We start from the raw sequence: 23,413 nt of genomic DNA on the forward strand, positions 1-23,413 counted from the left end.
CTTGATGAGTGCAGTTCGTTTTGAGGGCGTTTCTAAGAAATATTCTTCAGATTCAAGCAGTGGCGGCGTGTTTGACATTTCGTTTGATATACCGGCAGGACAATTTACTTCTTTGGTTGGTGCTAGTGGAAGCGGAAAAACCACGATTCTTCGTCTAATGGCCGGATTCCTTCAACCAACGGAAGGAAAAATTTACATGGATAATCAAATCGTGTCAGACAATACTCATTCTCTGCCGACGAATCGGCGGGATTTAGCCATGGTTTTTCAAAGTTATGCCTTGTGGCCGCATATGACCGTATTTGAAAATGTCGCATTCGGACTGCGCGCGCGCAAAGTTCATAAGCCAGAGATTAAGAAACTTGTGGACGAGGTTCTCCAACTCGTCAATATGGAGAAATACGTGGAGCGCCGCCCCGGTGAATTGAGCGGGGGGCAGCAACAGCGGATTGCGCTTGCGCGAAGTCTGGTTCTAAAACCTCGACTGCTGTTACTTGATGAACCTCTTAGTAATTTGGATGCTGAATTGCGAATTCAAATGCGTGAGCAATTGAAAGAACTTCAACTAACAACTGGAATTACTTTTGTGTATGTAACACATGATCAGGAAGAGGCGTTAGCCATGTCGGACTATCTGTTGGTGTTGGAAAAAGGTAAACTTCTACAGTCCGATCATCCTGAAGTTGTATATTTTCGTCCGGTAGACGCTCGGGTGGCTAGATTTATTGGCCGGGCATTTCCCTTAAATGGTACGTTGGTTAACGTTTCCAAAGGTGGCCTTGGGAAAATCGAACTGGAGAATTCGAACAAAAACTTGCAGCTCTTGGGATCGGTTCCCGCTCATACGGGAATTTCCTTAGGAAGTTCCGTGTGCTTGGTCCTACGTTCAGAGATGGTTCGCATTGTGGACAGCAATACGGTAGACAACACTTCTGAATGCCGCATATCCGGGGTTATCCTATCGTCCAGCTTTATTGGCCGGGAAAACCAAATTGAAGTAAAGCTTGAAACTGGGGATTTGTTAACCGTATATGATAACTCGCGACGACGGTTTAAGGCTGGAGAAAGTCTTCTGCTAGCTTTCGACCCAGAGGCTGCGGTCATTGTTCCAGAGCGTGCAGGATGATCATTCGTTCACAGCTAATTTGGATATGGAAGGGGGGGATCTATCTGGATGATAGATCGTAACAAACGAATAGGGAAACTGCATCCGAAAAAATGAAAGCGCAACCATTTAAAAGCAAATGCGTGTTAAGGGGTTAGATTTTAATTTTGGAGGAGTGAATTGTTTATGCGCTGGGGAATAGTTGTATTTTTGTTTTTAGGTATGGTGATAAACTTTGCTGATAAAATGGTTGCAGGATATGCAGCGGTCCCGATTATGGAAGAGTTTAATCTAACCTACACGCAATGGGGATTGTTAAGCAGCAGCTTTTTCTGGCTCTTTATGATCTCGGGAATTTTCGGATCGGCATTTAGCGACCGGATTGGAACCAGAAATTTGTTGACTATCATGCTGCTTGCCTGGTCGGTCATTCAGTCCGGCGCATTTCTAGTTACGGGGTTATACGGTCTGATTATCATGAGAGTGGCGTTAGGTGCTTTCGAAGGACCGTATTCTCCCACGTCGAACAATCATGTAAGCAAGTGGTTTCCGCCGGAACGCCTCAGTTTCGCTATTTCCATCGTCAATGCAGGCGGTGCGGTAGGCAGTATGATTTGTGCTCCTTTGCTCGTTCTCGGTATTCAGGAATTGGGTTGGCGGCATACGTTTGGCATTTTAGGTGCGATTAGTCTAGCTTGGGTTGTCATGTGGATATGGTTAGGGAAGGATAAGCCGGTTTCGGAGAACGCCGGGAAGACGGAAGTAAAAACGATGCCAAAATTGAAATGGTCGGAAACCTACCCTGTATTACTGTCTCGTCCTTTTGTAATGATTTGTCTGATTCTCTTTTCGACCTATTGGGTTTTGGTGTGGACACAGTCCTTTTTACCTACCTATTTGGTGAAAGTGATCCATTTGACACCGACTGAGATGGGGTATTTTTCATCCATCTTAGGGGCTTCGTATGTTGTGTTAACCATATTAATTGCCTGGTATTCCGATCGTTTATTCCAGAAACATAACAGCCTGCGTAAAGCGCGAGTCATGGTGGCCGGTATCGGTACCGTTCTGTCAGGTGCCCTGTACTGCTCAATGACCATTATTACCCATCCCATCTATATACTTATCGCTATGATTTTAGCTAAAGCCATGGTACATGCCGTGTTTATCCTGTGGGTGTCGATTGCGGTGAGCTTGCTGCCTGAAAGGAAAGGGTTAATCCTTGGTGTGGGAACGGGTTGCGCCCAATTCGCAGGGATTGTTGGACCCGTTGCGACCGGACTCATTGTGCAATTTGCCGGTACGAATGAAGCGCTTGGATTTAACTATTCGATCTTATTTATGAGCTCGCTATTAGTGGTTACCGGTTTAGTTTTCTCCCTATTCTGTAAGCCGGATGCGTATATAAGAAAGACTGTACATCACAGTGAAGAAGTGTCAGTAGGTTAAACAGGGGCGTGTTAACTTTTTTCTACGATAATTATATACCTTAAATTAAAGGGAAAGACAGCCCGAATAGTGTATGATACCATTTTGAATAGGAAGAGAAAGCCACATAAGTTGAGGTGAGACCCGAATGCGAACATTAGATTTGGTTACCTAGGGTTCCCCTCTTTGTTACTGCCAATAGCTCGATTTTAAAGTAGCAAACATGATTTTATTGAAGGAGGAAAATGTATGTATCTTGAGAATAATGCTGTATCCACTGGCAAATGTCCGTTTCATGGCGCGGGAAGCGAATTTAAACCCTTCGACCAAACCTATTGGGCAGATCCCTATCCTTTTTGGGAAAATGCTCGACAGAACGAACCCGTGTTTTATCACCCTGAGTTGAACTACTGGGTTGTAACACGCTATGCAGACATTAAAAAGATTCTGGCTGATCCAGCTACGTTTTCATCGCAGATTCTCAAGGAAGCCCTTGTTTCGTTATCTCCAAAGGCCACCCAAATCCTTAGGGAGGGCGAGGTTAACCCGAAAAGTACGGTCACTAATGATGATCCTGAACATAAAAAAATTCGCAGACCTATTAACTTTGCGTTTGTCCCGAAGCGTGTAAATGAAATGGAATCGAAGGTGCGGACTCTCGTTAATGAATATATTGATCGTTTTATTCATAAGGAAAAAGCCGATTTAGTCGCAGACATGTTCTTTGAATTTCCAGCAGAGGTTCTCTTCGAATTCTTAGGTTTTCCAAAAAAGTATTTGTCTGAGATTAAGCAACTCTCCGAGCAGCGTATGATATTGAAGTTTGGTAACCTCACGGAAGAAGAGCAACAAAACGAAGCCCACGCGGCAGTGGATTTTTGGAGATTATCTAAAAATATGGTAAAAGAGGTCGCAGATGCCGAGATTACTCCAGATAACTTCCTGGGAGACTTGCTCCGTTATCGGAATGGGGATGATAACATATTATCCCTGGAAGACATCGCGGGACTCCTGTACGGCCTCCTGTTTGCCGGCCATGAAACGACGACTAACCTAGCAGGCAACGCCTTCCGTACCTTGCTCACCGAACGGCATGCCTGGGATAAGATTTGTGCTGATACGAGCCTCATCCCGAATGCTGTAGAGGAAGTTATGCGCTACAATCCTCCCGTCTTCTACTGGCGGCGGCGTGCACTGAAATCGGTAAATATTGGTGGTGTAGAGATTCCAGAAGGCGGAAACGTACTGCTGGTGATGGCTTCCTCCGGCCATGATGAAGCCATGTTTGAAGACCCAGAAAAGTTCGATATTCACCGTATTAATACGAAGGACCATCTGGGCTTTGGCTTTGGAAAACATTTCTGTCTCGGTGCTCCGCTTGCCCGCCTAGAGGTGCGAGTGATTCTCGAAGAGTTTGCCAAACGGCTGCCAAACCTCCAGCTTGTTGAGGATGAAATAAAACCTATCGTTGCTAATCTGTTTGCACGTGGACCGAAAGAGCTTTGGGTTAAATGGTAAGGTCATAGACAATTACCCTTATTGACAAAAAATATATAGAATTTTCAGATGAGTAGAAATAGTGTAATTGTTCTTTTAATCCAAAATGGTTATACTGGGTACGAGTTTATGAGAGGAAGTTAACAAGTATGAATGCAAAAGAAAAGGTAATTGTCATTACAGGGGCAGCCAGCGGGATTGGTCGAGCGACAGCGCGTAAATTTGCCAGTGAAGGAGCGAAAGTAGTCGTTGCTGATCTTAACGAAGCTGGTGGAATGGAAACAGTTGATTTGATAAAAAAAGCAGGTGGAGAAGCTGCGTATATCAAAACCGACGTGGCAAACGTACAAGATGTGGAAAAAGCAGTCAATTTTGCGGTGGAGATATATGGAAGCATAGACATTATGTTTAATAACGCTGGAATAGGTGGAAGAGCGCCACTGCTTGAGCATGATCCGGAGATTTATGATCGTGTTGTAAAAGTAAACCAGTATGGTGTCTACTATGGCATTTTAGCAGCAGCACGCAAAATGAAAGATCTTGGCATCCAAGGAGTAATTGTCAATAACGGTTCTACATTTGGTTTTCTTGCATCTAACAGAGGAATTATTGGTTACCATACTTCCAAAGCTGCTGTGAAAATGATGACCCAATGTGCTGCGCTGGAGCTGGCACCATATGGTATTCGTGTTGTCGGGATAGCACCAGGATACGTCGATACACCTATCAGTAAACGGCCCAAAGATAGGGCTACCGGAAAGCACATGCGAAATGAGCTTATCCAACCGGAAGCTATTGCGGATGCTGTTTATCTGCTTTGTCAGGATGCAGCAAATGTTATTAATGGAAGTACTGTTATGTTGGATGACGGTTACGCCGTATTTAAGTGAGGAGGAAACTTAGGTGGAATTTGCAGATAAGGTAGTAATCATTACGGGTGCTGCTGGAGGAATCGGTAAGGAGACGGCTCGCCTGTTTGCCAAACAAGAGGCAAAACTAGCATTGGTAGATTTAGATCAATCCGCCCTGGAATCCGTTGCGTCGGAACTAGAACTAGAAGATTACTTGGCTATAGGAGCCGATGTTTCAAACGAGAATCAAGTGATGAACTACGTTCAGGCGACAAAAGAGAAGTACGGCAGGATTGACATATTCTTTAATAATGCTGGTACTGTAGGCAAGTTGGCACGTATGACGGATACCACTGCTGAAGATTTTGATAAGGTTGTTAATGTAAATCTAAAGGGTGTTTTTTATGGTTTAAAGCACGTGTTGAAAGTCATGCAAGAACAAAAATCAGGAAGCATCGTGAATACGTCGTCTGGCCTTGGATTGCATGGGGGTATTGGGCTAGCTGCTTACTCGGCTACTAAGCATGGAATCATCGGACTCACCAAAACAGCCGCCCTGGAGTCGGCAGGTTTTGGGGTCCGGGTTAACGTCATCTGCCCATCTGCTGTCTATACACCTATGGTGAATATTATCGAAGAGTTTCGTTCGCCGGAAAGCACGGAGAAGGCAAGGGAGCAATCCGAACAGCGTATTCCCTTGAAACGTTATGCTAGGCCACAAGAAATTGCAGAGCTCGTTTTATTCTTGTCATCGGAAAAAGCCTCTTTTATAACAGGATCCGAATATAAGATCGATGGTGGGTTGCGGGCGTAAATAACACTATACAATTTAAGGAGATAAGGTATGAATTTTATTAATGTAAACGGAACCAAATTGCATTATCGTTTTGACGGTGCGGCGGATCTGCCTGTCTTGGTTCTTTCCCATTCGCTGGGAACCGATCTTTCCATGTGGGATTTGCAGATACCAGAATTCACACAACATTTTCGGGTCTTGCGCTATGACATGCGTGGGCACGGTGCGTCGGAGGCAACCCCTGGACCTTATACGATAGAGCAGTTGGCAATGGATGTAGTGGGCTTGCTGGATGGTTTGGAAATTGAGCGGGCAAATTTTTGCGGCATTTCGATAGGTGGCATGATCGGTATATGGCTGGCCGGACATGTTCCTGAGCGCCTGACGAAACTCGCCCTTTGTAATACTGTGGCATATAAAGGAGCTCCTGAAACCTTTGACTCGCGCATTGCATCCGTTCTCATGGGCGGGATGGATGCTGTTGTTAACGGAAGTTTAAAGACCTGCTTTAGTGCGTCCTTTCACGATACGGCACCAAGCGAGGTGGATAAGTTAAGAAGAATGGTATTGGCAACGTCACCAGAGGGCTACGCAGCTTGCTGTGCAGCAATCCGGGACATGGATCAAAGGGATACCATTGGGCGTATAACTGTTCCGTCATTAGTGATTGGGGGCAGTGAAGATTTGTCCATGCCTTCGAGCGTCGTGCAATTACTTGCTGAACAGATTCCTGGTGCCGAATATCTTGAATTGGCGGCCGCTCATTTGTCGAACATTGAGGCTGCCGAACTATTCACAGCCGAAATCGTGAAATTTATGCGATGATTTGATTTCTTTGGAGCTTTTAGAGGGATATCTCTACAAATCTATGAAAATGAACGAATTAGGAGGATTACTATGTTTCAAAGTAAATACGTAATGGTGGGGAATATACGAACCCACTATTTAGAGGCTGGTCAAGGAGAACCGTTAATGCTGCTGCACAGTGGGGAATATGGAGCAAGTGCGGTAAACAGTTGGGAGTACAATATCGAAGCACTGAGTAAACACTTTCATGTGTATGCTTTAGATATGGTTGGATTTGGGGGTACGGATAAATTATTCAGTTTTGATGACGCGCAAGGCTTTCGATTTAATCATATTCGGGAATTCATGCGGGTGATGTGCATACAAGAAGCCTCCTTTATAGGAAATTCAGTAGGGGGAGGTATGATTTTAGCAGCGGCTTCACAAGACCAACCGATCTTGCCGATAAAAAAGCTTATCACGATTAGTGGGGGAGGCCCAATCAATACCGACGTTTTCGAAATTCTGAATAACTATGATTGCAGTAAGGAGTATATGGGAAAAATCTTAGATCTCCTTTTTTATGACGATAAGTGGAAATCTGGAGAGTATTTAGAAAAAAGATACGAAACAAGTCTGATTCCTGGAGTATGGGAATCGGCTACTGCTGCTCGCCTAAAATCGCCTGCTGCAACGGAAAAGGAGCGCCATATTCCCGATTATGGAAAGATTAAGGTTCCCGTCCTGATTTGTGCAGGAGAAAACGATACATTAAAGTTCCCAGATTATGCACAAAAATTACAGAGCAGCATACCACATGCTAAAGTTCGAGTATTTAAAAATAGCTCCCACTGTGCACACATTGAGCAATCAGAGGAATTTAATGAAATAGCCCTTGAATTCCTATTAAACAATTAAAAAGAGAGTACATTTCCTTAATTGTTGTAGGCAGCCAAAAGATGACTTCAGAATATCCGAAGTCATCTTTTTCTTGGTCGCATGCCCAGATTTCCCTAGAAATCTACCAAAATGGTTGATTTCAGAACTTTGATAAATTCTCTACTAGTCGTTGAGAGATACTGGTCTTTCAACTTGACCCAGCCAAATACAGACTTCTTTTCCTCTCCGAAGATTTGCAAGGGAATAATTTTACCCGTAAGTACATAGGGGTCGTTTTTTAGTTCCAAATCCGTATAAAATCCAATTCCTAATCCTTCGGCTATAATTCGTTTGGAGGCTTCCGTGTTTCCCGTTGTTAAAAGAATGTTGGGTTCACCGTACTTTCTAAGCAATGCTGTTATTTTATGATACATTTTAAAATCTGGGCTGGGAATAACGATCGGATAGTTAAGTATTTCTTCTGGGGAAACGGAATCGTTACGCGATAAAGGTGATCGTTGGCCTACACATACGAAAGTCTTAAAGTCGTGCAATTTTTCAAAGGATAATTTCGACGAATGCTCCAAATTATTTTCCTCATAGTTTCCATTGGAAATGATTCCAATATCGATTTTTCCATTTAGTACATCGCTCTCAATCTGTAATGAACCTTGTACAGAAAGTTCGATATTTACCAAGGGAAACCTACTTGTATACGCGGCCAATGTTTTAGGTAAGACACTCATACATACGCTTGGAATTACAGAAAAAGAAAGTGTCCCGTTTAATTGCTCGGATTCTGCATTGGAAACTTCTTTTAATTCATCAAATTTGCCTAAAATCTCTTTTGCAATTTTGATAGCTTTTTTTCCATCTTCCGTCGGTTGCGAACCAAATCTTTTGGAACGAAGAAATAATTTTGTGTTCATCTCTTCTTCTAGACTATCAATAGCTTGACTGATGCCCGGCTGAGAAATGTGAAGCTGCTCTGCTGCTGATGAAATAGATCCACATTTCGCTATTTCAATTAAGTAGATTAGCTGTTCAATACGCATATTATCCCACCTTATAAGTAGTATTTATATTAATATTCAATATTAGTATTTTACATCATTTATCTTTATATGTTAAATAATAGTTACAATATTTAAAATTTTCATGCGTTTATCCCCGTCCTACCAAACTTAAAAAAGAGGTGTTGTCAAATGAATCTAGAAACACAACGGATCGAAAAAGGAGAGCGCAAAACGAGGGGGATTCATCAATTTCATAAGGTAGTAGTGGCGAATAGAGGGGATGTGGCCAGACGTGTGATCCGTGCCCTCCGCACGCTCGGCATCCGTTCTGTTGCCGTTTACTCTAAGGCCGATGCAGGGGCGCCGTATCTTGCAGAAGCGGATGAGGCGTATCTGATTGGAGAAGCACAGGCTCAAGCCAGTTATCTGAACCAGGATGCTCTATTAAAAGTGCTTAAAGATACGGGCGCAGATGGAGTTCACCCCGGTTATGGGTTTCTGTCTGAGAACACGGAATTTGCTGCACGTGTAGAAAGTGCTGGCGTGCGTTTCATAGGACCGGCACCCCATTGGATTGACGCGATGTCCCACAAGAGTCAGGCGCGAGAGTTGATGGCCAAATACGGAATGCCTATTGGGCGTGGATCGGGCATTCTTAGTGATGATCAAGAGGAAATCATCGCGCAAGGACGTCATATTGGATTCCCGGTGTTGGTCAAACCCGCTGGTGGAGGCGGGGGAATTGGCATGCTTCCGGCTCATGACGAGGAAGAATTGCTTAAAGTGGTAGAAAGAGCCCGTTCCTTGGCGTTTCGGTCGTTTTCAAACAATCAAGTTTACCTAGAAAAGTACATGGTTCTGCCGCGCCATATTGAATTCCAGATTCTTGGCGACCAACACGGAGGGGTACAGCACCTGTTTGAAAGAGATTGCTCTGTGCAGCGACGTCACCAGAAAATCATCGAGGAAGCACCCGCACCTGCTGTAGATCGAAAAGAAATGGATGGGTTGGCGCAACAAATCACCAAAGTGCTGCAAGACATTGGATACGATAATATCGGAACAGTTGAGATGCTGCGGGGAAGTGACGGTTCCTATAGCTTTCTGGAAATGAATACCCGTCTGCAGGTGGAACATGCTGTTACTGAAGAGATTACGGGAGTGGATCTCGTTGTAGCTCAAATCCGTTCCGCTGCAGGTGAACGATTATGCGATATAATTCCAACGCCAATCGAGCGCAGTGGCCATGCCATCGAGGTAAGGGTGTATGCGGAAGATCCGAAGAAATTCTTTCCTTCTCCAGGTAAACTCAACACATTTCGTACGCCCAGCGGAAACGGCATTCGTGTGGAAACGGGATACGCAGAAGGGCTGACCGTAACTCCCTATTACGATCCAATGATCGCTAAAGTGATTGCCCATGCGGAAAATCGCGAAAAAACGATCGGAATCTTAATAGATGCACTGAAGGAATTTGAAGTCTCTGGAATAAAGACGAATATTCCTTTTCTGCTCGATGCGCTTGCCTCAGAACAGTTTAGGGCAGGCCAGGTGCACACAGGTCTTGCCTCAACTATATTGTCTAGTTAAGGAAGCAAAAAAAGACCGATGTCGTCATAACTGATACTTATATTGATATTCTGTATTAGTATTTTACATTAAAACTCTTTATATGATTTTATAGATTCAAAAGGAGGTAATCATGAATGCGTAGTTGGGTAGTTGCTGAAAATGGGAATCCAAGTGATGTATTGCAAATCAGAGAGGTACCTAAACCTAATTTGGGAACGGGACAGGTATTGATAGAGGTTAAGGCAATGGCATTAAACTTTTTTGATATCCTGCTGTGTCAAGGAAAGTATCAAACAAAGCCACCGTTACCGTTTACACCGGGTGCTGAAATCTCCGGAATTGTCCGGGTGGTTGGTGAGGGGAGTTCATATATTGTTGGGCAACGGGTATTTGCTAGGCCTCAGTTGCCTGCTGGAGGTCTTTCCGAATGGGTAGCTGTTTCAGAAGAATCCGTTTTCCCGATACCTGAATCCATGTCTTTTGAAGAGGCAACAGCAATGTTTATCACTTATCAGACATCTTATTATGCACTCCACAATCGAGGAAATCTCAAAGCTGGTGAAGTACTGTTGGTACATGCGGGCTCTGGCGGCGTGGGGTCCGCTGCGATCCAATTGGGACGGGCAGCGGGAGCACGTGTGATTGCAACCGCGGGTGGACCGGAGAAGACACAGATTTGCAGGGATTTGGGCGCTGACGTGGCCATCGATTATCTCAAGGAAGATTTCGTGAAAATCGTCAAGGAAGAAACAGGAGGACGCGGGGCAGATGTGATTTGCGATCCGGTTGGTGGTGATACCTTTGATCGCTCCAGAAAGTGTATTGCATTTGACGGTCGACTGCTAGTTATTGGTTTTGCCGGGGGACGCATTGCGGATGCACCGACTAACCATGCGCTCGTTAAGAACTATTCTATAGTTGGGGTACATTGGGGATTATTCCGGGACCACTTCCCTGAACAGGTTAGAGAGATCCATAGGAACCTTCTGGCCCTATATGAACGTGGCGATGTACGTCCTCTCATTTACAAACCTCTTCCATTCGAAGAAGTACCGCAAGCTTTAGATCTTTTAGGAAGCCGTAAATCCTGGGGTAAGCTCGTGGTTAAGCCGTAAGTAAAGTAAGGAAATCAACAAGAAAGTGAAATCATAACAAAAGGAGCTAAGTGCAGAAAGCACACAGCTCCTTTTTTTCATAAGATGTTAAGTCGTTTCTTGGTTTTGGAATAGAGTTTAATAGATTAAGATCCAATCAACCAACTGTAATAGAAACCAGCTTTGATTGTACCACTGATGATTTGATTAAGACAATCATAACTCATGCTTATATTGATATTGTAAATTTGTATTTCACATCAAAATCCCTTATATGTTTATATAATATACAAATAATAAAAATTTTAATTTTCTAAATATTAGTATAATAAGAAAGGTGATGCTCACATGGCACTTATCCAAGTAAAAGCCGAAATATCAGGATCTGTATGGAAAATTGAAACAAAGGCAGGACAGCAGGTGATGGAAGAGGATGTTTTACTAATAATGGAATCAATGAAGATGGAGATCCCGATTATGGCGCCCGCTGCGGGTGTTGTCAAGGAAATCAAGGTAAAGGAAGGAGATACCATAGCAGAGGGTGATCTGGCAGTCGTTCTGGAGGAATAAAGCACTTTAAAGGAGAGGTGGATGGAAATGTCTCAGGAACAACAAAAAGCGGGTAACGACAGACAATCAGCTCTACAACTAAATAAGCCGCAAGGGCCCTTGACCGGGTATCGTGTATTGGAGCTGGGTTCGACTATTGCTGGACCGTTCTGTGCACGCCTACTGGCTGACTTCGGTGCAGAGGTCATCAAAGTTGAATCGCCAACCGGTGACCCGGTCCGAAATATGGGGCGGCACGCCGACGACGTTTCGCTCTATGCGGCTTCAATTCTGCGCAACAAGCGACTTATTTCCGTTGATATGAAGACCATTGAAGGACAGAATCTTGTACGCGAACTGATGAATAAAGTCGATATCGTGATCGAAAACTTTCGCCCCGGTACGCTGGAGCGGCTAGGACTGGATTATGAGGACATTACAAAAGATAACCCGGGGCTTATCATGGTACGGATCAGCGGGTATGGCCAGTCTGGCCCCTACAGTCCTCGTCCGGGTTACGGTGTCACCAGCGAGGCAGTGGCTGGCGTAAGACACATGGTAGGGGAACCGAATCTTCCTCCGGCTCGGGTGGCACTTGCCGTTACTGACCATTTGACCGCCGTTTACGCTGCTTTTGGTTCGATGATGGCACTAGTTGAACGGGAAAAGACAGGAAAAGGACAGGTAATCGACGCATCTTTGTACGAAGCCGCTTTCAGCTTGATGGAGCCGCACGTTCCAGCTTTTGAACAGCTTGGCATCGTACCCAAAAGAGTGGGTGCAAAACTGCCGAATACCGCTCCCAATAGCCTTTATCCCACTAAGGATGGCGAATATGTATTAATTGCCGCCAACAACGATGCCATCTTCCGGCGACTTACAGAGGCCATGGGACAACCGGAGCTTGCTGACGATCCGCGTTATAGCACACAAAAGTCACGCTCAGTGCGGGTCGATGAAATGGATGAAATCGTTTCAGCATGGTCCACAGAGCATACTGGCAAAGAAATTGAAAGCGTTTTACTAGAAGCGGCGGTACCAACCGCGCGTGTGTACACCATTGCGGATATTTTTGATGACCCGCATTTCAGGGAGCGCGAACAGCTCGTTAAAATGCCCCACGAGAAATTTGGGAAACTGACCGTCATCGGGGTAGCACCGAAGCTTTCTGCCACACCAGGTGCCGTTTATCAGCTTGGCGGTGAAGTGGGACGAGATACTCGCAGTGTGCTGGTCGATTTACTGGGCTTGAACGAATTGCGCATCGCGGAGTTGGAATCCCGGAATTTGATTTATTCAGCGGAAATGGTGAAACAGGTTCATGTTGGGAATGGGACGAGGGAATAGCCTGATGGGACGACACGATGCTGGAAAGAGAAAAAAATCCAAAGTTAAAGGAGAAAGATAGATGGAAACGACAGAAAATAAGAAAACGGAAGTAGCATTGGATTGGACCCCGGAGCTTGAGGAGCTTCGATACCGACGCGAGGTAGCCGAGGGACTGGGCGGTCCTGAATCGATTGCCTATCAGCATAGCAAAGGTAAGCTGACTGCACGTGAGAGGATTGATCTCTTATTTGATAAGGACAGCTTTCGCGAACTAGGAAAAATTGCAGGAAAAGGTAAATACAACAAGGATGGAGATCTGGAATCGTTCACCCCGTCCAACTCCATTACCGGCACAGGACGAATCGATGGACGGAAGCTTATCGTAACGAGTGACGATTTCACGATACGTGCCGGTTCATCCGAGTCTGCCGTTTCCGAGAAATGGGTATATGCCGAGCGAATGGCACATGAGATGGAGATGCCGCTCATTCGGTTGGTAGACACGGCCGGCGGAAGTGTCAAAGATCTTGAAAGATTGCAAGGAACCAAGATTCCAGGTTATCCTATGTGGTCGAATATCTCTCTTTTGGGTCGTGTCCCCGTTGTCGGAGTTGCACTAGGTGCTTGTGCAGGTCTTGGTGCGGTCAAAGTAGGGCTTTCGCATTTTTCTGTGATGGTGAAAGATATGAGCCAGGTCTTTGCCGCAGGTCCGCCAGTGGTGAAGCAAGGACTTAACCAGGATGTGACCAAGGAGGAATTGGGAGGTTCGTATGTTCACACCCGATTGAGCGGCGTGGTCAATAATGAAGCTGTCGATGAAGCGGATGCATTCCGCCAAGTGCGTCAATTTCTCTCTTACATGCCGCGAAATGTTTGGGAAGTCCCTGAACGCAAGATTACGGATGATGACCCGTGGCGTGTCGATCAAGAATTGAACTCGATCATTCCGAAAAACCGGCGAAAAATCTACAAGCCTCGCAAGATACTGGAAACCGTGTTCGATAAAGGATCATTGTTTGAAATCGCTAGGTACTTTGGGGGTTCCACCATTACGTGCCTGGCGCGGTTGAACGGTTATACCGTAGGTGTGATGGCGAGCGACCCGATTGTTATGGGAGGGGCAATGACCCTGCAGTCAGCGCGAAAAATGGAGCGCTTTGTTGACTTGTGTGATACCTTCCATATCCCGATTATTAATTTGGTCGATCAGCCAGGAGTGATGACGGGATTGGAAGCCGAGAGCAACGGTACCATGGCTGCGGCGATGCGGGCGATAGCAGCGATCGAACAGGCTCAAACTCCATGGTGCTCGATCATTGTCCGCCGTGCATTCGGAGTCGGCGGTGGTGCGCACGGACCAAAGCAAGGCCCGGAAGGCCGCTCACTCAATCATCGTTTTGCCTGGCCGTCGGCACGCTGGGGGTCTGTTCCAATCGAAGGCGGTGTGGCCGCAGCTTATAAAAGGGAAATTGCGGAATCAGCGAATCCGGATGCACGCCGTGAAGAGCTGGAGGGCTACTACCACAAGCTTGCTTCTCCGTTCCGTACCGCCGAAAAATTCGGAATTGTGGATATTATTGAGCCGTGCGAAACACGCGCTGTACTGTGCGACTGGGTGGAAGACGCTTATGAGCTAACTACACGCCAGGTTGGATTACGCTGCCGAACTATGCGTTAATAGGGAGGAACACGGTAACTTTAAGAGAATAGAAGCTTCGTAGGTGAATTTAAACATACAGGAGACTGGCCGATTGTAAAACTAGTAAATTCAGGAGGAAACCATTATGAAGTTTATTGCCTTTCATTTCATGCCGTATCGCGAATTACCTTCAGACTTTGAAGAAAAGTACCCGAGCGTATGGGTAACACCTCCCAAGACACTCTTTGATCCGGAGCGAGGACACCGCATGTATCATGACTATCTGGATGAGTTAGAGTATGCGATTGATTTGGGCTTTGATGGCGTGGGTGTCAATGAACACCACAGTAATGCCTATGGCATGATGCCATCCCCGAATCTGATGGCGTCTATTTTATCTCGAAAAATAAGAAAAAGCGACAAAACCAGCCTACTCATACTCGGTAACAGCTTGGCTTCATATAATCCTCCCGTACGGGTAGCCGAAGAAATGGCTATGCTCGATGTCTTATCAGGCGGAAAGCTGATCGCCGGATTTCCGGTAGGCACCTCCATGGATCAAAACTACGCGTATGGAATTAACCCAGCGGAACTACGGGAACGTTATTACGAAGCACATGACCTGATTATGAAGGCGTGGAAGAGTGATGATGTTTTCATGTGGAATGGCAAGTACAATCAATTGCGCTACGTCAATCCGTGGCCGCGCACGGCTCAACGACCGCATCCGCCGGTCTGGATTCCCGGCGGCGGCAGTGTGGAAACCTATGATTTCTGCATTGAAAACCAATATTCGTTCTCCTTTCTTAGTTACTTCGGCCATAAGTATGCCAATAAGGTGTTGGGCCCCTTCTGGGAGCGTAACGATGAGTTAGGTGGGGATAGGAATCCGTATAAAACAGGGATCTGCCAGTTTATTTTTGTGTCCGAGACAGACGAGCGAGCTCAAATAGAATATGAAGAACATATTCGCTACTTTTTCAGTAAGTGCATGCACACCGATCGCCGATTTGCCGAAGCTCCGGGCTACCGGACCGTCAAAAGTCTGCGGGCCGGACTTCGCTCCCAGTTTGACGGAACTAAAAAAAGACCGGGAGACATGCTTAAAGACGGTACGATGACCTGGCAGGATTTGATTGATGAAGGTTTTATCATCGCGGGTTCACCGGCTACGGTTCGCGACCGGTTGAGAGATGTTCTGCAGACTCTGCGAGCCGGAAACGTTGTCTGCTTATTGCACGCTGGTTCCATGCCGCATTGGCTTACACTGAAAAATATGCAGTTGTTTGCCGAAGAAGTAATGCCTTACGTAAAAGATATCCACAGTGAATGGGATCACTCGCAATATTGGCCAAAAGGATTTTCAGAAGAAAAAGTACAAGAAGCGGTAACACAGCCGTAGTGGGCATTTCAATGGAGGAGGAGGGTGAAAACATGGCACAGCCGATCAGCAAAATTATTAAAATAAATGAAAATGTTTCTTTTGAAGTGAAAATTGCAGGGCAGGGAGAGCCCGTTGTGTTTTTGCATAATTTAGGAGGTTTGAAGTGGAACCAGTTTCTCGATGAACTGTCCAATCATTACCAGGTGTACGCCCCTCATTTACCTGGAACAGGGGCTTCGACAGGGCTTGAGACAATCCGGGATTTATGGGATTTGATTCTCTGCTATTACGATTTGTTCGATGAACTCGGACTTGAATCGGCCCATGTCATCGGCCATTCACTGGGCGGCATGATCGCGGCGGAACTGGCGGCGACCGATCAAAGCCGGGTAAAGCAATTAGTGGCGATCGCCCCGGCAGGACTGTTTCGAGAAGATCATCCGATTCCGGATATGTTTGCCATGCTGCCGGAGGAACTTAATAGACTTGTCGTACTGGATCAAGATTCGCCTGCAGCGCAAATGATGCGTTATGTTCCGGAAGACCTCGATGAGCGAACGGAGATGATGATCGAGCGGATCCAAAACCAGGTAGCGGCTGCCAAGTTTTTATGGCCGATCCCCGATAAAGGTTTAAAGTCGCGAATACACCGGATTAAAGCACAAACGCTGTTGGTCTGGGGCAAACAAGACGGATTAATCCCAGTCGTGTATGGGGAAGAATTTCATCGCCGTATTGCCCACTCTGAGCTAAAAATCATTGAAAGCGCTTCACATTTAGTCGACGTTGAACAGACGGAGGAAGTGATCTCCCTCATTCGAGACTTTCTGAAAACCAGCGATATTGCTTTCACACTGTAAGGCCTTTACTCCTAATTCAACATTGTTGGGCAGATCAGGCACATCTTAATGAGTGCTGTTCGTTTCGAGAGGGATTCTAAGAAATATTCATCAGAATCAAACAGAGGCGGCGTGTTTGACGTTTCGTTTGAAATACCGGCACAATGGAGCGTTATACGGAAACGGTTAGAGAATAAAGTCTCCATTATAACGGGAGGCGAAAGCTGAAGGGGGAAGCGATAGCTTTCCTTTTTTCTAACATATAATAGTAGATAATTTATCGAAATTTTAAAAATCTTTTCGTTACCAAATTCCTTTTTAAAAAATCAATTAAGATATGAGGTGGAAAATGGAATCAGTAAAGGAAAAGAGGAAGTTAAAAATTCCTAAAAAGCCCATGAAGCAATCCGTCCCTAATGCCTTTTCAGCTAAACAAATGGCTATGCTTCAACGAAAAAGGAGGATACGTATGGCTCCGGTCCTTAGTACACTTGAAGGAGTTGTGATAAAAGGCAATCAGTTGGGGAGAACGATTGGATTCCCGACCGCCAATCTATCTTTGACCTCTCCGACTCCCCGACTTAAACATGGAGTTTATGGTGTATCGGTTACTCTTTCGGCGAAGCAATTTTACGGCATCATGAATATTGGCATAAGGCCGACTATACATGATCATAGCCAGATCAGTTATGAAGTTCACTTGTTTGATTTTAATCAAAATATTTATCATGAACGATTGACAGTGGATCTTCTCTTTTTTGTAAGGAAAGAGATTTCTTTTCCGGATAAGGATGAATTGGTTCAGCAAATCTGTCGGGATGTTGAACTTGTCCGAAACAGATTTGCTTTACTGGGAACGAAGAAATTTCCTCAACCTATTCTTTACTGGGAACGGAGGGGGATTCCTAATCAAGATGAAATCCCTCATTTGCCTGATTTGTCTTTCGTGCAGTTCTGTGAAGAGGAATTTGGCGTCAATCGCGGTGTATATAATGTCATTGACTCCTGGTTTTTTCATAAGGGAAGTGTAGATATCCTGGAGCGGCGGAACAAAATCATTCATTTCCTCCTCTATATGCATCATTCCAAGGAGATTAAACCGAATGGCCGAATGAAAATCGGCAAGAATGGATTGTCAGCTATGTTTGATGAATTCTTGAATTCTATAAGTATATAAAAAATATTGAAGGAGATTTCTTCGGGGATATATTTTCTACGGATGATGTTGGAGAAAGAGTAGAAACTTTTATAGAAAAGAGGACAGCTAGATTTACTCATAGTTAAAATATAAAAAGGACAGGTGATATTTTATGAAAGAACTTGTTGATAAGGTTAGTGTATTTAAGCAAATTATGGGTTTATATCCAACGGGAGTTACGATTGTAACTACGATGGATGAACATGGAACTCCAGTTGGACTTACGGTAAATTCTTTTGCCTCTGTATCTCTTGATCCTCTTATCGTGCTTTGGTGTATTGATAAAAAGGCATCTTCTTTAGATAAATTTATGAATGCAAAAAACTTTGCTGTACACACATTATCTTCAGATCAGGCAGATGCTTGTTGGGCATTTGCCGGTAAAGAACCGGATCGTTTTTCAAAGGTTAATTGGAAGACTTCTGAGCATGGATTGCCTATTATTATAGATTCATTAGGAACATTTGAGTGTAAAACCATTCAACAAATTGATGCAGGTGATCATGTGATCCTTTTAGGTGAAGTAATAGATCTAAACAAACAAGATAAGGAACCATTACTTTATTTCAATAGAAATATAGGTCCGATTCCAGAAAATTGGCCGAATAAATAATGAATTTCTAATTTTTATGAGACGGGGCTTTTTAAATAACTCTAAATGGGAGCAGTGAATTATGAAAATATTAGGGATTTCTGGAACGATTACTGGATCGAAAACATTAATAGTAATAAATAAAGTAATGGATGAAATAAAAAAAAAATTACCTGAAGCTGAAGTAGAAGTGTTAGACCTAAAGAAGTACAATGTTCAGTTTTGTGATGGGCGTCCACCTTCAGATTATTCAGGGGATACCCGGAAGGTAATTGAAATTATTTCATCTGCTGACAGTTACATCTTTGGGACTCCTATATTTCAAGGATCATTTACTGGCGCATTAAAAAATTTAATAGATTTGGTTCCTCCATCTGAATTTAGCAATAAAGTAATAGGCTTTGTTGCTACAGGCGGAAACAATCAGCATTACCTTGTGATTGAAAATCAATTAAAACCCATTGCAGGTTATTTAAATGCCTATGTTGCACCTAGTTTTGTTTTCGCACATAATAGTCATTTTAATGCTCGGAATGAAATTGCAGATTCAGAATTACTAAAAAATATTGAAATGTTTTCTCATCAAATCGCATTTATGCATGCTAATTTAATACAGCAAAAAATGAAAACTGTTGATCGTTTGTGATTTTCCATCCCAAGATCATGCCTCCATCCGTAGGGGGCGTTCTACTCTCCATCAGGTGTATAACAATGCAATAGCTGAATTAACCGGTCTTTTTCTGACCCAGAAGGCAACCAGGGAACAAGCATCTCTTGACTAGTTCGATTCGATATTAGTCCGGAGACATTAAAACCGTCCCTGTTTTCCTAGAGTTGAAAAATGCATGCAGCAAGTTCTCAATGGAAAGGGATTAAATGATTAGTATATTCGATGGGAAAATAAATTAATCAAATTTAAAGATATTCCCCCACTTTACCTTCCTTCGAACTCCTTTTTGCATTGCAGGTAACACTCAATCAAATCATTTAAAATGGAAAATACAAAAAGGTAATCCGTAGAGTATAAGCAAACTAAAGTGTAACAGGCTTACGGATCACTAGCTAAGAAAAAAAATCAGGGCCTCGGCTCTGATTTTTTTTAGTGTGCCCAGCATAAGTGCAGTCTATAGGGTGAAAGTCCCGAACTGCGAAGGCAGAAGAAGCAGTAGCTTAACGCAAGGGTGTCTGTGGTGACGCAGAATCTGAAGGAAGCGAGCGGCAAATCTCCGGTCTGAGGGACACGAACTTCATATAAGGCTAGGTATCATTGGATAAGTTTGCATAACAAAGCAAAGTCCTTTCTGCCGAAGATGATACAGAGTAAATGAAGCAGATAGATGGACAATGGAAGCTACCCAAAACAAAAATAAAAAGGCTCATCTCACTTGGAGTTCCAAAAGAGAAAGCCTATGATTGGGGAAATTCCAGAAAGAAATACTGGCGCATTTCAAAAAGTTCAATCCTACACACAACGCTTGACTTAGAGTTTTGGCGAAAACAAAAGCTGAAAAGTTTACTGGACAGATACAACCATTTGCGTCATACCTAAATGAACCGCCGTATATGGAACCGTATGTACGGTGGTGTGAGAGGTCGGGGATTAGTCACCCCCTCCTACTCGATTAAGAAAAGAAAATTTTCTTCTGCTATGGTCTTTTTGGCTGTGATATTTTTAGGTTCGTGTTATTCCACAAAGGATTAAAAGTCCAGAGATTTAGAAATTCGCTGTCAACCAAGAATATTCTTCTTTTATTTGGAAAGGATAGAATTACCAGAAGGATTTACGAATAATAATTGAACTTCTTGCAGGAGGGAAAACAACATGGCAGATGATAATAAAGAAAAAAATATTACCCGCCGTACATTTATTAAGAATACGGGATTGGTAGCCGGTGGTGTAGTTGGAGGTTCATTGATTGGCGGACTGTTGACAAGCCAATGGCAAACAAGGCAGCCAACGGAAAACAAAAAAACAACGAAAAGTTTACAAGAAGCACGGGTGTTTTTTAGCCGCGAAGAGGATTTTGCAGTATTGGAAGCTGCTACAGAACGGATCTTTCCGAAAGATGATAATGGGCCAGGCGCAGTTGAACTGGGTGTTCCATATTACATTGATAAGCAGTTGGCCGGATCATGGGGTACAAATGCCAAGGAGTATATGAAAGATCCGTTCATTCAAACTCAACAAGTTCATGAATACCAACATAAAACGACCAAGCAGGATAAATCGGGGCCAAATACATCCACAAAATTACCAACACCAACACCCAGATATCAATCGAGACTTAACAGGAGTGAAATTTTCATCGAAGGCCTAAGAAAAATCGATCAAGTGAGCCAAAAAAAATATAATGTGCCATTTCCAAAAGCCGAAGTGGACCAACAAAACGAAGTGCTGAAGGCTTTTGAAAAGGGGGAAGTTGATATGAAAGGTGTAGCCGCTGTAACCTTTTTTCATTTGCTTGTACAGACAACGCTAGAAGGGGTTTATTCGGATCCCGTGTATGGCGGCAATAAAAATATGATGGGCTGGAAAATGAAAGAATACCCCGGTCCACGAATGGCCTATTTAAATGATATTGATAAAGAAGATTTTATTTTGATGGAACCTGAAGGCTTAAGGGATTATCAATCACATGGTTCATAAACTGTACTGGGGGCTTATAACATGGCAATAAAACTGGATAAAGTAGATGTGGTGGTTGTTGGAACAGGCTGGGCTGGAGGTATTGTCGCAGCTGAACTTGCCAAGGCAGGAAAAAAAGTCGTAGCATTGGAACGCGGCGAGCATCGAGAACTCGCCGATTTTACAGGTGTCAAAGATGAACTGCGCTTTACCAATCGATTTGAATTGATGCAAAATTTATCACACGAAACGATCACCTCCCGCAACACACTGGATGAAACAGCGCTGCCAGTAAGAACTAGGGATGAAATGATGGCTGGAACTGATTTAGGAGGAGGAAGCGTTCACTGGGCGGGCGCAACCTATCGATGGTGGCCATACGATTTCGAAATGTACAGTAAAACAGTCGAGCGCTATGGTAAAAACAAGATACCAGACGGCATGACCATCCAAGATTGGGGAATTAAGTATGATGAGATGGAAAAGTACTATGATCGTTGGGAAAAAACCGCCGGAATCTCAGGTGAACCGGATCCGCTTGGAGCCAAACGCTCGAGTGACTATCCAACCCCACCGATGAAAGAGTCTCCGCCGATCCATTTATTTAAGCAAGCAGCCAAGAAATTAGGGTACCATCCCTACCAGGTTGCATCTGCCAATCTATCGGAAGGCTATACAAACCCAGATGGGCAAACCATTAACCAATGCATGTATTGTTCTTTTTGTACCCAATATGGGTGCGATTTCGGCGCGAAGTCGGATGCTCGAGTAACGGTAATCCCAGCGGCTCAGGCAACCAATAATTTTGAATTAAGATATGAGTCCTATGCAAGGAGAGTGCTCCATAAAGGCGGAAAGGCAACAGGGGTTATGTATGTGGATACAAGAACGGGCCAAGAATACATACAACCTGCCGATGTAGTTGCACTCGGTGCATTTACATTTACGAACAACCGTCTATTAATGTTATCTGGAATTGGACAGCCTTATGATCCAAAAACTCGAAAAGGTGTGATTGGAAGGAATTTCAATGGGCAGTTTAATATAACATTCCTAGGTGCAAGAGGATTTTTCAACAAGAAAAAATTCAACTTATATATGGGAGCAGGAGCACTGGGTGGCACAATGAGTGATTTTGCCGCGGATAATTTCGACCATACAAAACTGGATTTTATCAACGGTGGAGGCATAGAGCTCAGACAATATGGCGACGGGGCAATTGCGAGTAATCATGTCCCCAAGGGCACCCCGGGCTGGGGCCCAGAATTCAAGGATAAATCCCTGTTTTACGCAAACCGAAATCTGGAAGTGTGGTATACACCAGCGATTATGTCCTGGTGGCATAATTACCTCGACTTGGATCCGACCTATAAAGATGACTTCAACGATCCGCTTCTGCGGGTAACAAATAAGTATACAGATCAAGACCGCAACATAGCGAAATTCGGTGTCGAAAAGTGCAAAGAAATCATGAAGGAAATGGGGGCAAATGTTATTGATGAGGATGATATTCCCGATGAGTTCGATCATATTTATCAAGGCGGGCACTATGCTGGAGGCGTGATCATGGGAGCAGATCCTGCAACGTCTGCTGTTAACAATTATTTGCAAATGTGGGATATGGAAAACCTCTTTGTAGTGGGCGGATCCGCGTTTCCTCAATTTGCAGGCCATCATCCGACCGCAACAATTGGGGCGTTGGCTTATCGGGCGGCAGAAGGAATGGAGAATTATCTTAAAAATGGCGGAAAATTGGCATAACCAAGTGCCTGTCAATCCTCGGATTTTGTCAAAACTACGGAATTCTTTCGACAAAATTCGGGTGGTGCCAGTGGTTGCCCCCCTTATAATGGACATATAGGATAGATAAAGATACGACATATCTACATTATTGGGGGACATACAAAATGACAAGAAAACATACAAGTGTCGAAACTAAGTTAAAAGCTGTACTTCAGATAATAGATGGGGAGAAATCAGTAATAGAGGCTGCTAGAGGACTAAATTTACACCGTGATACTGTTAATCGTTGGGTTAATGCATATAAGGAAAGAGGAGAAAAGGGCTTAGAAAATCCACATTCTCATAGTACCCCTCAATCTAAAAATAGTAATAAAAAAGTTAAGGAGTTAGAGAAAAAACTAAAAGAAAAAGAATTGGAGAATGAGATATTAAAAAAGTTCCAGGCCTTTCTCAAAGAGAACGAATAAGCAAGAAATTCGAAGCTATTTCT

General features: G+C 44.0%; 21 protein-coding genes. 20 read left to right on the top strand and 1 reads right to left on the bottom strand.

Going from position 1 to position 23,413, the window contains the following annotated elements:
• Positions 1-4: 4 nt before the first annotated feature.
• From KHA94_RS19670 to KHA94_RS19700, 7 genes are all read left to right on the top strand, one after another.
• On the top strand, positions 5-1,126 hold the full coding sequence (locus tag KHA94_RS19670; RefSeq protein ID WP_213103790.1) for an ABC transporter ATP-binding protein: 1,122 nt from the start codon (positions 5-7) through the stop codon (positions 1,124-1,126).
• Between the two features lie 165 nt (positions 1,127-1,291).
• Positions 1,292-2,554, top strand: coding sequence for an MFS transporter (locus KHA94_RS19675; RefSeq protein ID WP_249365653.1), 1,263 nt, complete (start codon positions 1,292-1,294; stop codon positions 2,552-2,554).
• Between the two features lie 228 nt (positions 2,555-2,782).
• On the top strand, positions 2,783-4,051 hold the full coding sequence (locus tag KHA94_RS19680) for a cytochrome P450 (RefSeq protein WP_213103792.1): 1,269 nt from the start codon (positions 2,783-2,785) through the stop codon (positions 4,049-4,051).
• A 128-nt stretch (positions 4,052-4,179) separates the two neighbouring features.
• Complete coding sequence (locus KHA94_RS19685) at positions 4,180-4,920, top strand: SDR family NAD(P)-dependent oxidoreductase (RefSeq protein ID WP_213103793.1); 741 nt, start codon at positions 4,180-4,182, stop codon at positions 4,918-4,920.
• Between the two features lie 13 nt (positions 4,921-4,933).
• On the top strand, positions 4,934-5,695 hold the full coding sequence (locus KHA94_RS19690; RefSeq protein ID WP_213103794.1) for an SDR family NAD(P)-dependent oxidoreductase: 762 nt from the start codon (positions 4,934-4,936) through the stop codon (positions 5,693-5,695).
• 30 nt (positions 5,696-5,725) lie between these two features.
• Entirely contained in the window at positions 5,726-6,502 is a 777-nt protein-coding gene (gene pcaD / locus KHA94_RS19695) for a 3-oxoadipate enol-lactonase (RefSeq protein ID WP_213103795.1), read from the top strand.
• A gap of 72 nt (positions 6,503-6,574) precedes the next feature.
• On the top strand, positions 6,575-7,381 hold the full coding sequence (locus tag KHA94_RS19700) for an alpha/beta fold hydrolase (RefSeq protein WP_213103796.1): 807 nt from the start codon (positions 6,575-6,577) through the stop codon (positions 7,379-7,381).
• Positions 7,382-7,476: 95 nt separating this feature from the next.
• Here the strand turns inward: KHA94_RS19700 and KHA94_RS19705 are convergent, their stop codons facing one another.
• Entirely contained in the window at positions 7,477-8,397 is a 921-nt protein-coding gene (locus tag KHA94_RS19705) for a LysR family transcriptional regulator (RefSeq protein ID WP_213103797.1), read from the bottom strand.
• A 150-nt stretch (positions 8,398-8,547) separates the two neighbouring features.
• Between KHA94_RS19705 and KHA94_RS19710 the strand changes: the two genes are divergently transcribed.
• From KHA94_RS19710 to KHA94_RS19770, 13 genes are all read left to right on the top strand, one after another.
• Positions 8,548-9,948 carry an acetyl-CoA carboxylase biotin carboxylase subunit gene (locus KHA94_RS19710; RefSeq protein ID WP_213103798.1) on the top strand — a complete coding sequence of 467 codons (1,401 nt, stop codon included), beginning with the start codon at positions 8,548-8,550 and terminating at the stop codon, positions 9,946-9,948.
• A gap of 116 nt (positions 9,949-10,064) precedes the next feature.
• Positions 10,065-11,045 (top strand): NADPH:quinone oxidoreductase family protein, encoded by a 981-nt coding sequence (locus KHA94_RS19715; RefSeq protein WP_213103799.1) that lies wholly within the window; start codon positions 10,065-10,067, stop codon positions 11,043-11,045.
• A gap of 327 nt (positions 11,046-11,372) precedes the next feature.
• On the top strand, positions 11,373-11,594 hold the full coding sequence (locus tag KHA94_RS19720; protein ID WP_213103800.1) for a biotin/lipoyl-binding carrier protein: 222 nt from the start codon (positions 11,373-11,375) through the stop codon (positions 11,592-11,594).
• Between the two features lie 27 nt (positions 11,595-11,621).
• Positions 11,622-12,920, top strand: coding sequence for a CaiB/BaiF CoA transferase family protein (locus KHA94_RS19725; protein ID WP_213103801.1), 1,299 nt, complete (start codon positions 11,622-11,624; stop codon positions 12,918-12,920).
• A 61-nt stretch (positions 12,921-12,981) separates the two neighbouring features.
• Positions 12,982-14,580, top strand: a complete 1,599-nt coding sequence (locus KHA94_RS19730) for an acyl-CoA carboxylase subunit beta (protein WP_249365615.1) — start codon at positions 12,982-12,984, stop codon at positions 14,578-14,580.
• Positions 14,581-14,686: 106 nt separating this feature from the next.
• Positions 14,687-15,943: an LLM class flavin-dependent oxidoreductase gene (locus tag KHA94_RS19735; RefSeq protein ID WP_213103802.1), complete on the top strand. Its 1,257-nt coding sequence runs from the start codon at positions 14,687-14,689 to the stop codon at positions 15,941-15,943.
• A gap of 32 nt (positions 15,944-15,975) precedes the next feature.
• Positions 15,976-16,785, top strand: a complete 810-nt coding sequence (locus KHA94_RS19740; protein WP_213103803.1) for an alpha/beta fold hydrolase — start codon at positions 15,976-15,978, stop codon at positions 16,783-16,785.
• Between the two features lie 328 nt (positions 16,786-17,113).
• A complete protein-coding gene (locus KHA94_RS19745; RefSeq protein ID WP_213103804.1) occupies positions 17,114-17,941 on the top strand; it encodes a riboflavin kinase in 828 nt (275 codons plus the stop codon).
• Between the two features lie 133 nt (positions 17,942-18,074).
• Positions 18,075-18,575 carry a flavin reductase family protein gene (locus KHA94_RS19750; RefSeq protein ID WP_213103805.1) on the top strand — a complete coding sequence of 167 codons (501 nt, stop codon included), beginning with the start codon at positions 18,075-18,077 and terminating at the stop codon, positions 18,573-18,575.
• Positions 18,576-18,636: 61 nt separating this feature from the next.
• Positions 18,637-19,200 (top strand): NADPH-dependent FMN reductase, encoded by a 564-nt coding sequence (locus KHA94_RS19755; RefSeq protein WP_213103806.1) that lies wholly within the window; start codon positions 18,637-18,639, stop codon positions 19,198-19,200.
• 1,176 nt (positions 19,201-20,376) lie between these two features.
• Positions 20,377-21,201, top strand: a complete 825-nt coding sequence (locus KHA94_RS19760; protein WP_213103807.1) for a gluconate 2-dehydrogenase subunit 3 family protein — start codon at positions 20,377-20,379, stop codon at positions 21,199-21,201.
• 21 nt (positions 21,202-21,222) lie between these two features.
• Positions 21,223-22,941 (top strand): GMC family oxidoreductase, encoded by a 1,719-nt coding sequence (locus KHA94_RS19765; RefSeq protein ID WP_213103808.1) that lies wholly within the window; start codon positions 21,223-21,225, stop codon positions 22,939-22,941.
• A gap of 146 nt (positions 22,942-23,087) precedes the next feature.
• The gene (locus KHA94_RS19770) at positions 23,088-23,390 is read left to right on the top strand and encodes a helix-turn-helix domain-containing protein (RefSeq protein ID WP_213101633.1); all 303 of its coding nucleotides are present in this window, start codon (positions 23,088-23,090) and stop codon (positions 23,388-23,390) included.
• Positions 23,391-23,413 lie beyond the last annotated feature (23 nt).

The organism is Cytobacillus citreus, assembly GCF_018343665.1.
GTDB lineage: Bacteria > Bacillota > Bacilli > Bacillales > Cytobacillaceae > Cytobacillus > Cytobacillus citreus.

Excerpts from the sequence above, each read along its gene's own strand:
- KHA94_RS19670 (WP_213103790.1), top strand. The coding sequence starts at position 5 with ATGAGTGCAGTTCGTTTTGAGGGCGTTTCTAAGAAATATTCTTCAGAT.
- KHA94_RS19675 (WP_249365653.1), top strand. The coding sequence starts at position 1,292 with ATGCGCTGGGGAATAGTTGTATTTTTGTTTTTAGGTATGGTGATAAAC.
- KHA94_RS19680 (WP_213103792.1), top strand. The coding sequence starts at position 2,783 with ATGTATCTTGAGAATAATGCTGTATCCACTGGCAAATGTCCGTTTCAT.
- KHA94_RS19685 (WP_213103793.1), top strand. The coding sequence starts at position 4,180 with ATGAATGCAAAAGAAAAGGTAATTGTCATTACAGGGGCAGCCAGCGGG.
- pcaD (WP_213103795.1), top strand. The coding sequence starts at position 5,726 with ATGAATTTTATTAATGTAAACGGAACCAAATTGCATTATCGTTTTGAC.
- KHA94_RS19700 (WP_213103796.1), top strand. The coding sequence starts at position 6,575 with ATGTTTCAAAGTAAATACGTAATGGTGGGGAATATACGAACCCACTAT.
- KHA94_RS19705 (WP_213103797.1), bottom strand. The coding sequence starts at position 8,397 with ATGCGTATTGAACAGCTAATCTACTTAATTGAAATAGCGAAATGTGGA.
- KHA94_RS19710 (WP_213103798.1), top strand. The coding sequence starts at position 8,548 with ATGAATCTAGAAACACAACGGATCGAAAAAGGAGAGCGCAAAACGAGG.
- KHA94_RS19715 (WP_213103799.1), top strand. The coding sequence starts at position 10,065 with ATGCGTAGTTGGGTAGTTGCTGAAAATGGGAATCCAAGTGATGTATTG.
- KHA94_RS19720 (WP_213103800.1), top strand. The coding sequence starts at position 11,373 with ATGGCACTTATCCAAGTAAAAGCCGAAATATCAGGATCTGTATGGAAA.
- KHA94_RS19725 (WP_213103801.1), top strand. The coding sequence starts at position 11,622 with ATGTCTCAGGAACAACAAAAAGCGGGTAACGACAGACAATCAGCTCTA.
- KHA94_RS19730 (WP_249365615.1), top strand. The coding sequence starts at position 12,982 with ATGGAAACGACAGAAAATAAGAAAACGGAAGTAGCATTGGATTGGACC.
- KHA94_RS19735 (WP_213103802.1), top strand. The coding sequence starts at position 14,687 with ATGAAGTTTATTGCCTTTCATTTCATGCCGTATCGCGAATTACCTTCA.
- KHA94_RS19740 (WP_213103803.1), top strand. The coding sequence starts at position 15,976 with ATGGCACAGCCGATCAGCAAAATTATTAAAATAAATGAAAATGTTTCT.
- KHA94_RS19745 (WP_213103804.1), top strand. The coding sequence starts at position 17,114 with ATGGAATCAGTAAAGGAAAAGAGGAAGTTAAAAATTCCTAAAAAGCCC.
- KHA94_RS19750 (WP_213103805.1), top strand. The coding sequence starts at position 18,075 with ATGAAAGAACTTGTTGATAAGGTTAGTGTATTTAAGCAAATTATGGGT.
- KHA94_RS19755 (WP_213103806.1), top strand. The coding sequence starts at position 18,637 with ATGAAAATATTAGGGATTTCTGGAACGATTACTGGATCGAAAACATTA.
- KHA94_RS19760 (WP_213103807.1), top strand. The coding sequence starts at position 20,377 with ATGGCAGATGATAATAAAGAAAAAAATATTACCCGCCGTACATTTATT.
- KHA94_RS19765 (WP_213103808.1), top strand. The coding sequence starts at position 21,223 with ATGGCAATAAAACTGGATAAAGTAGATGTGGTGGTTGTTGGAACAGGC.
- KHA94_RS19770 (WP_213101633.1), top strand. The coding sequence starts at position 23,088 with ATGACAAGAAAACATACAAGTGTCGAAACTAAGTTAAAAGCTGTACTT.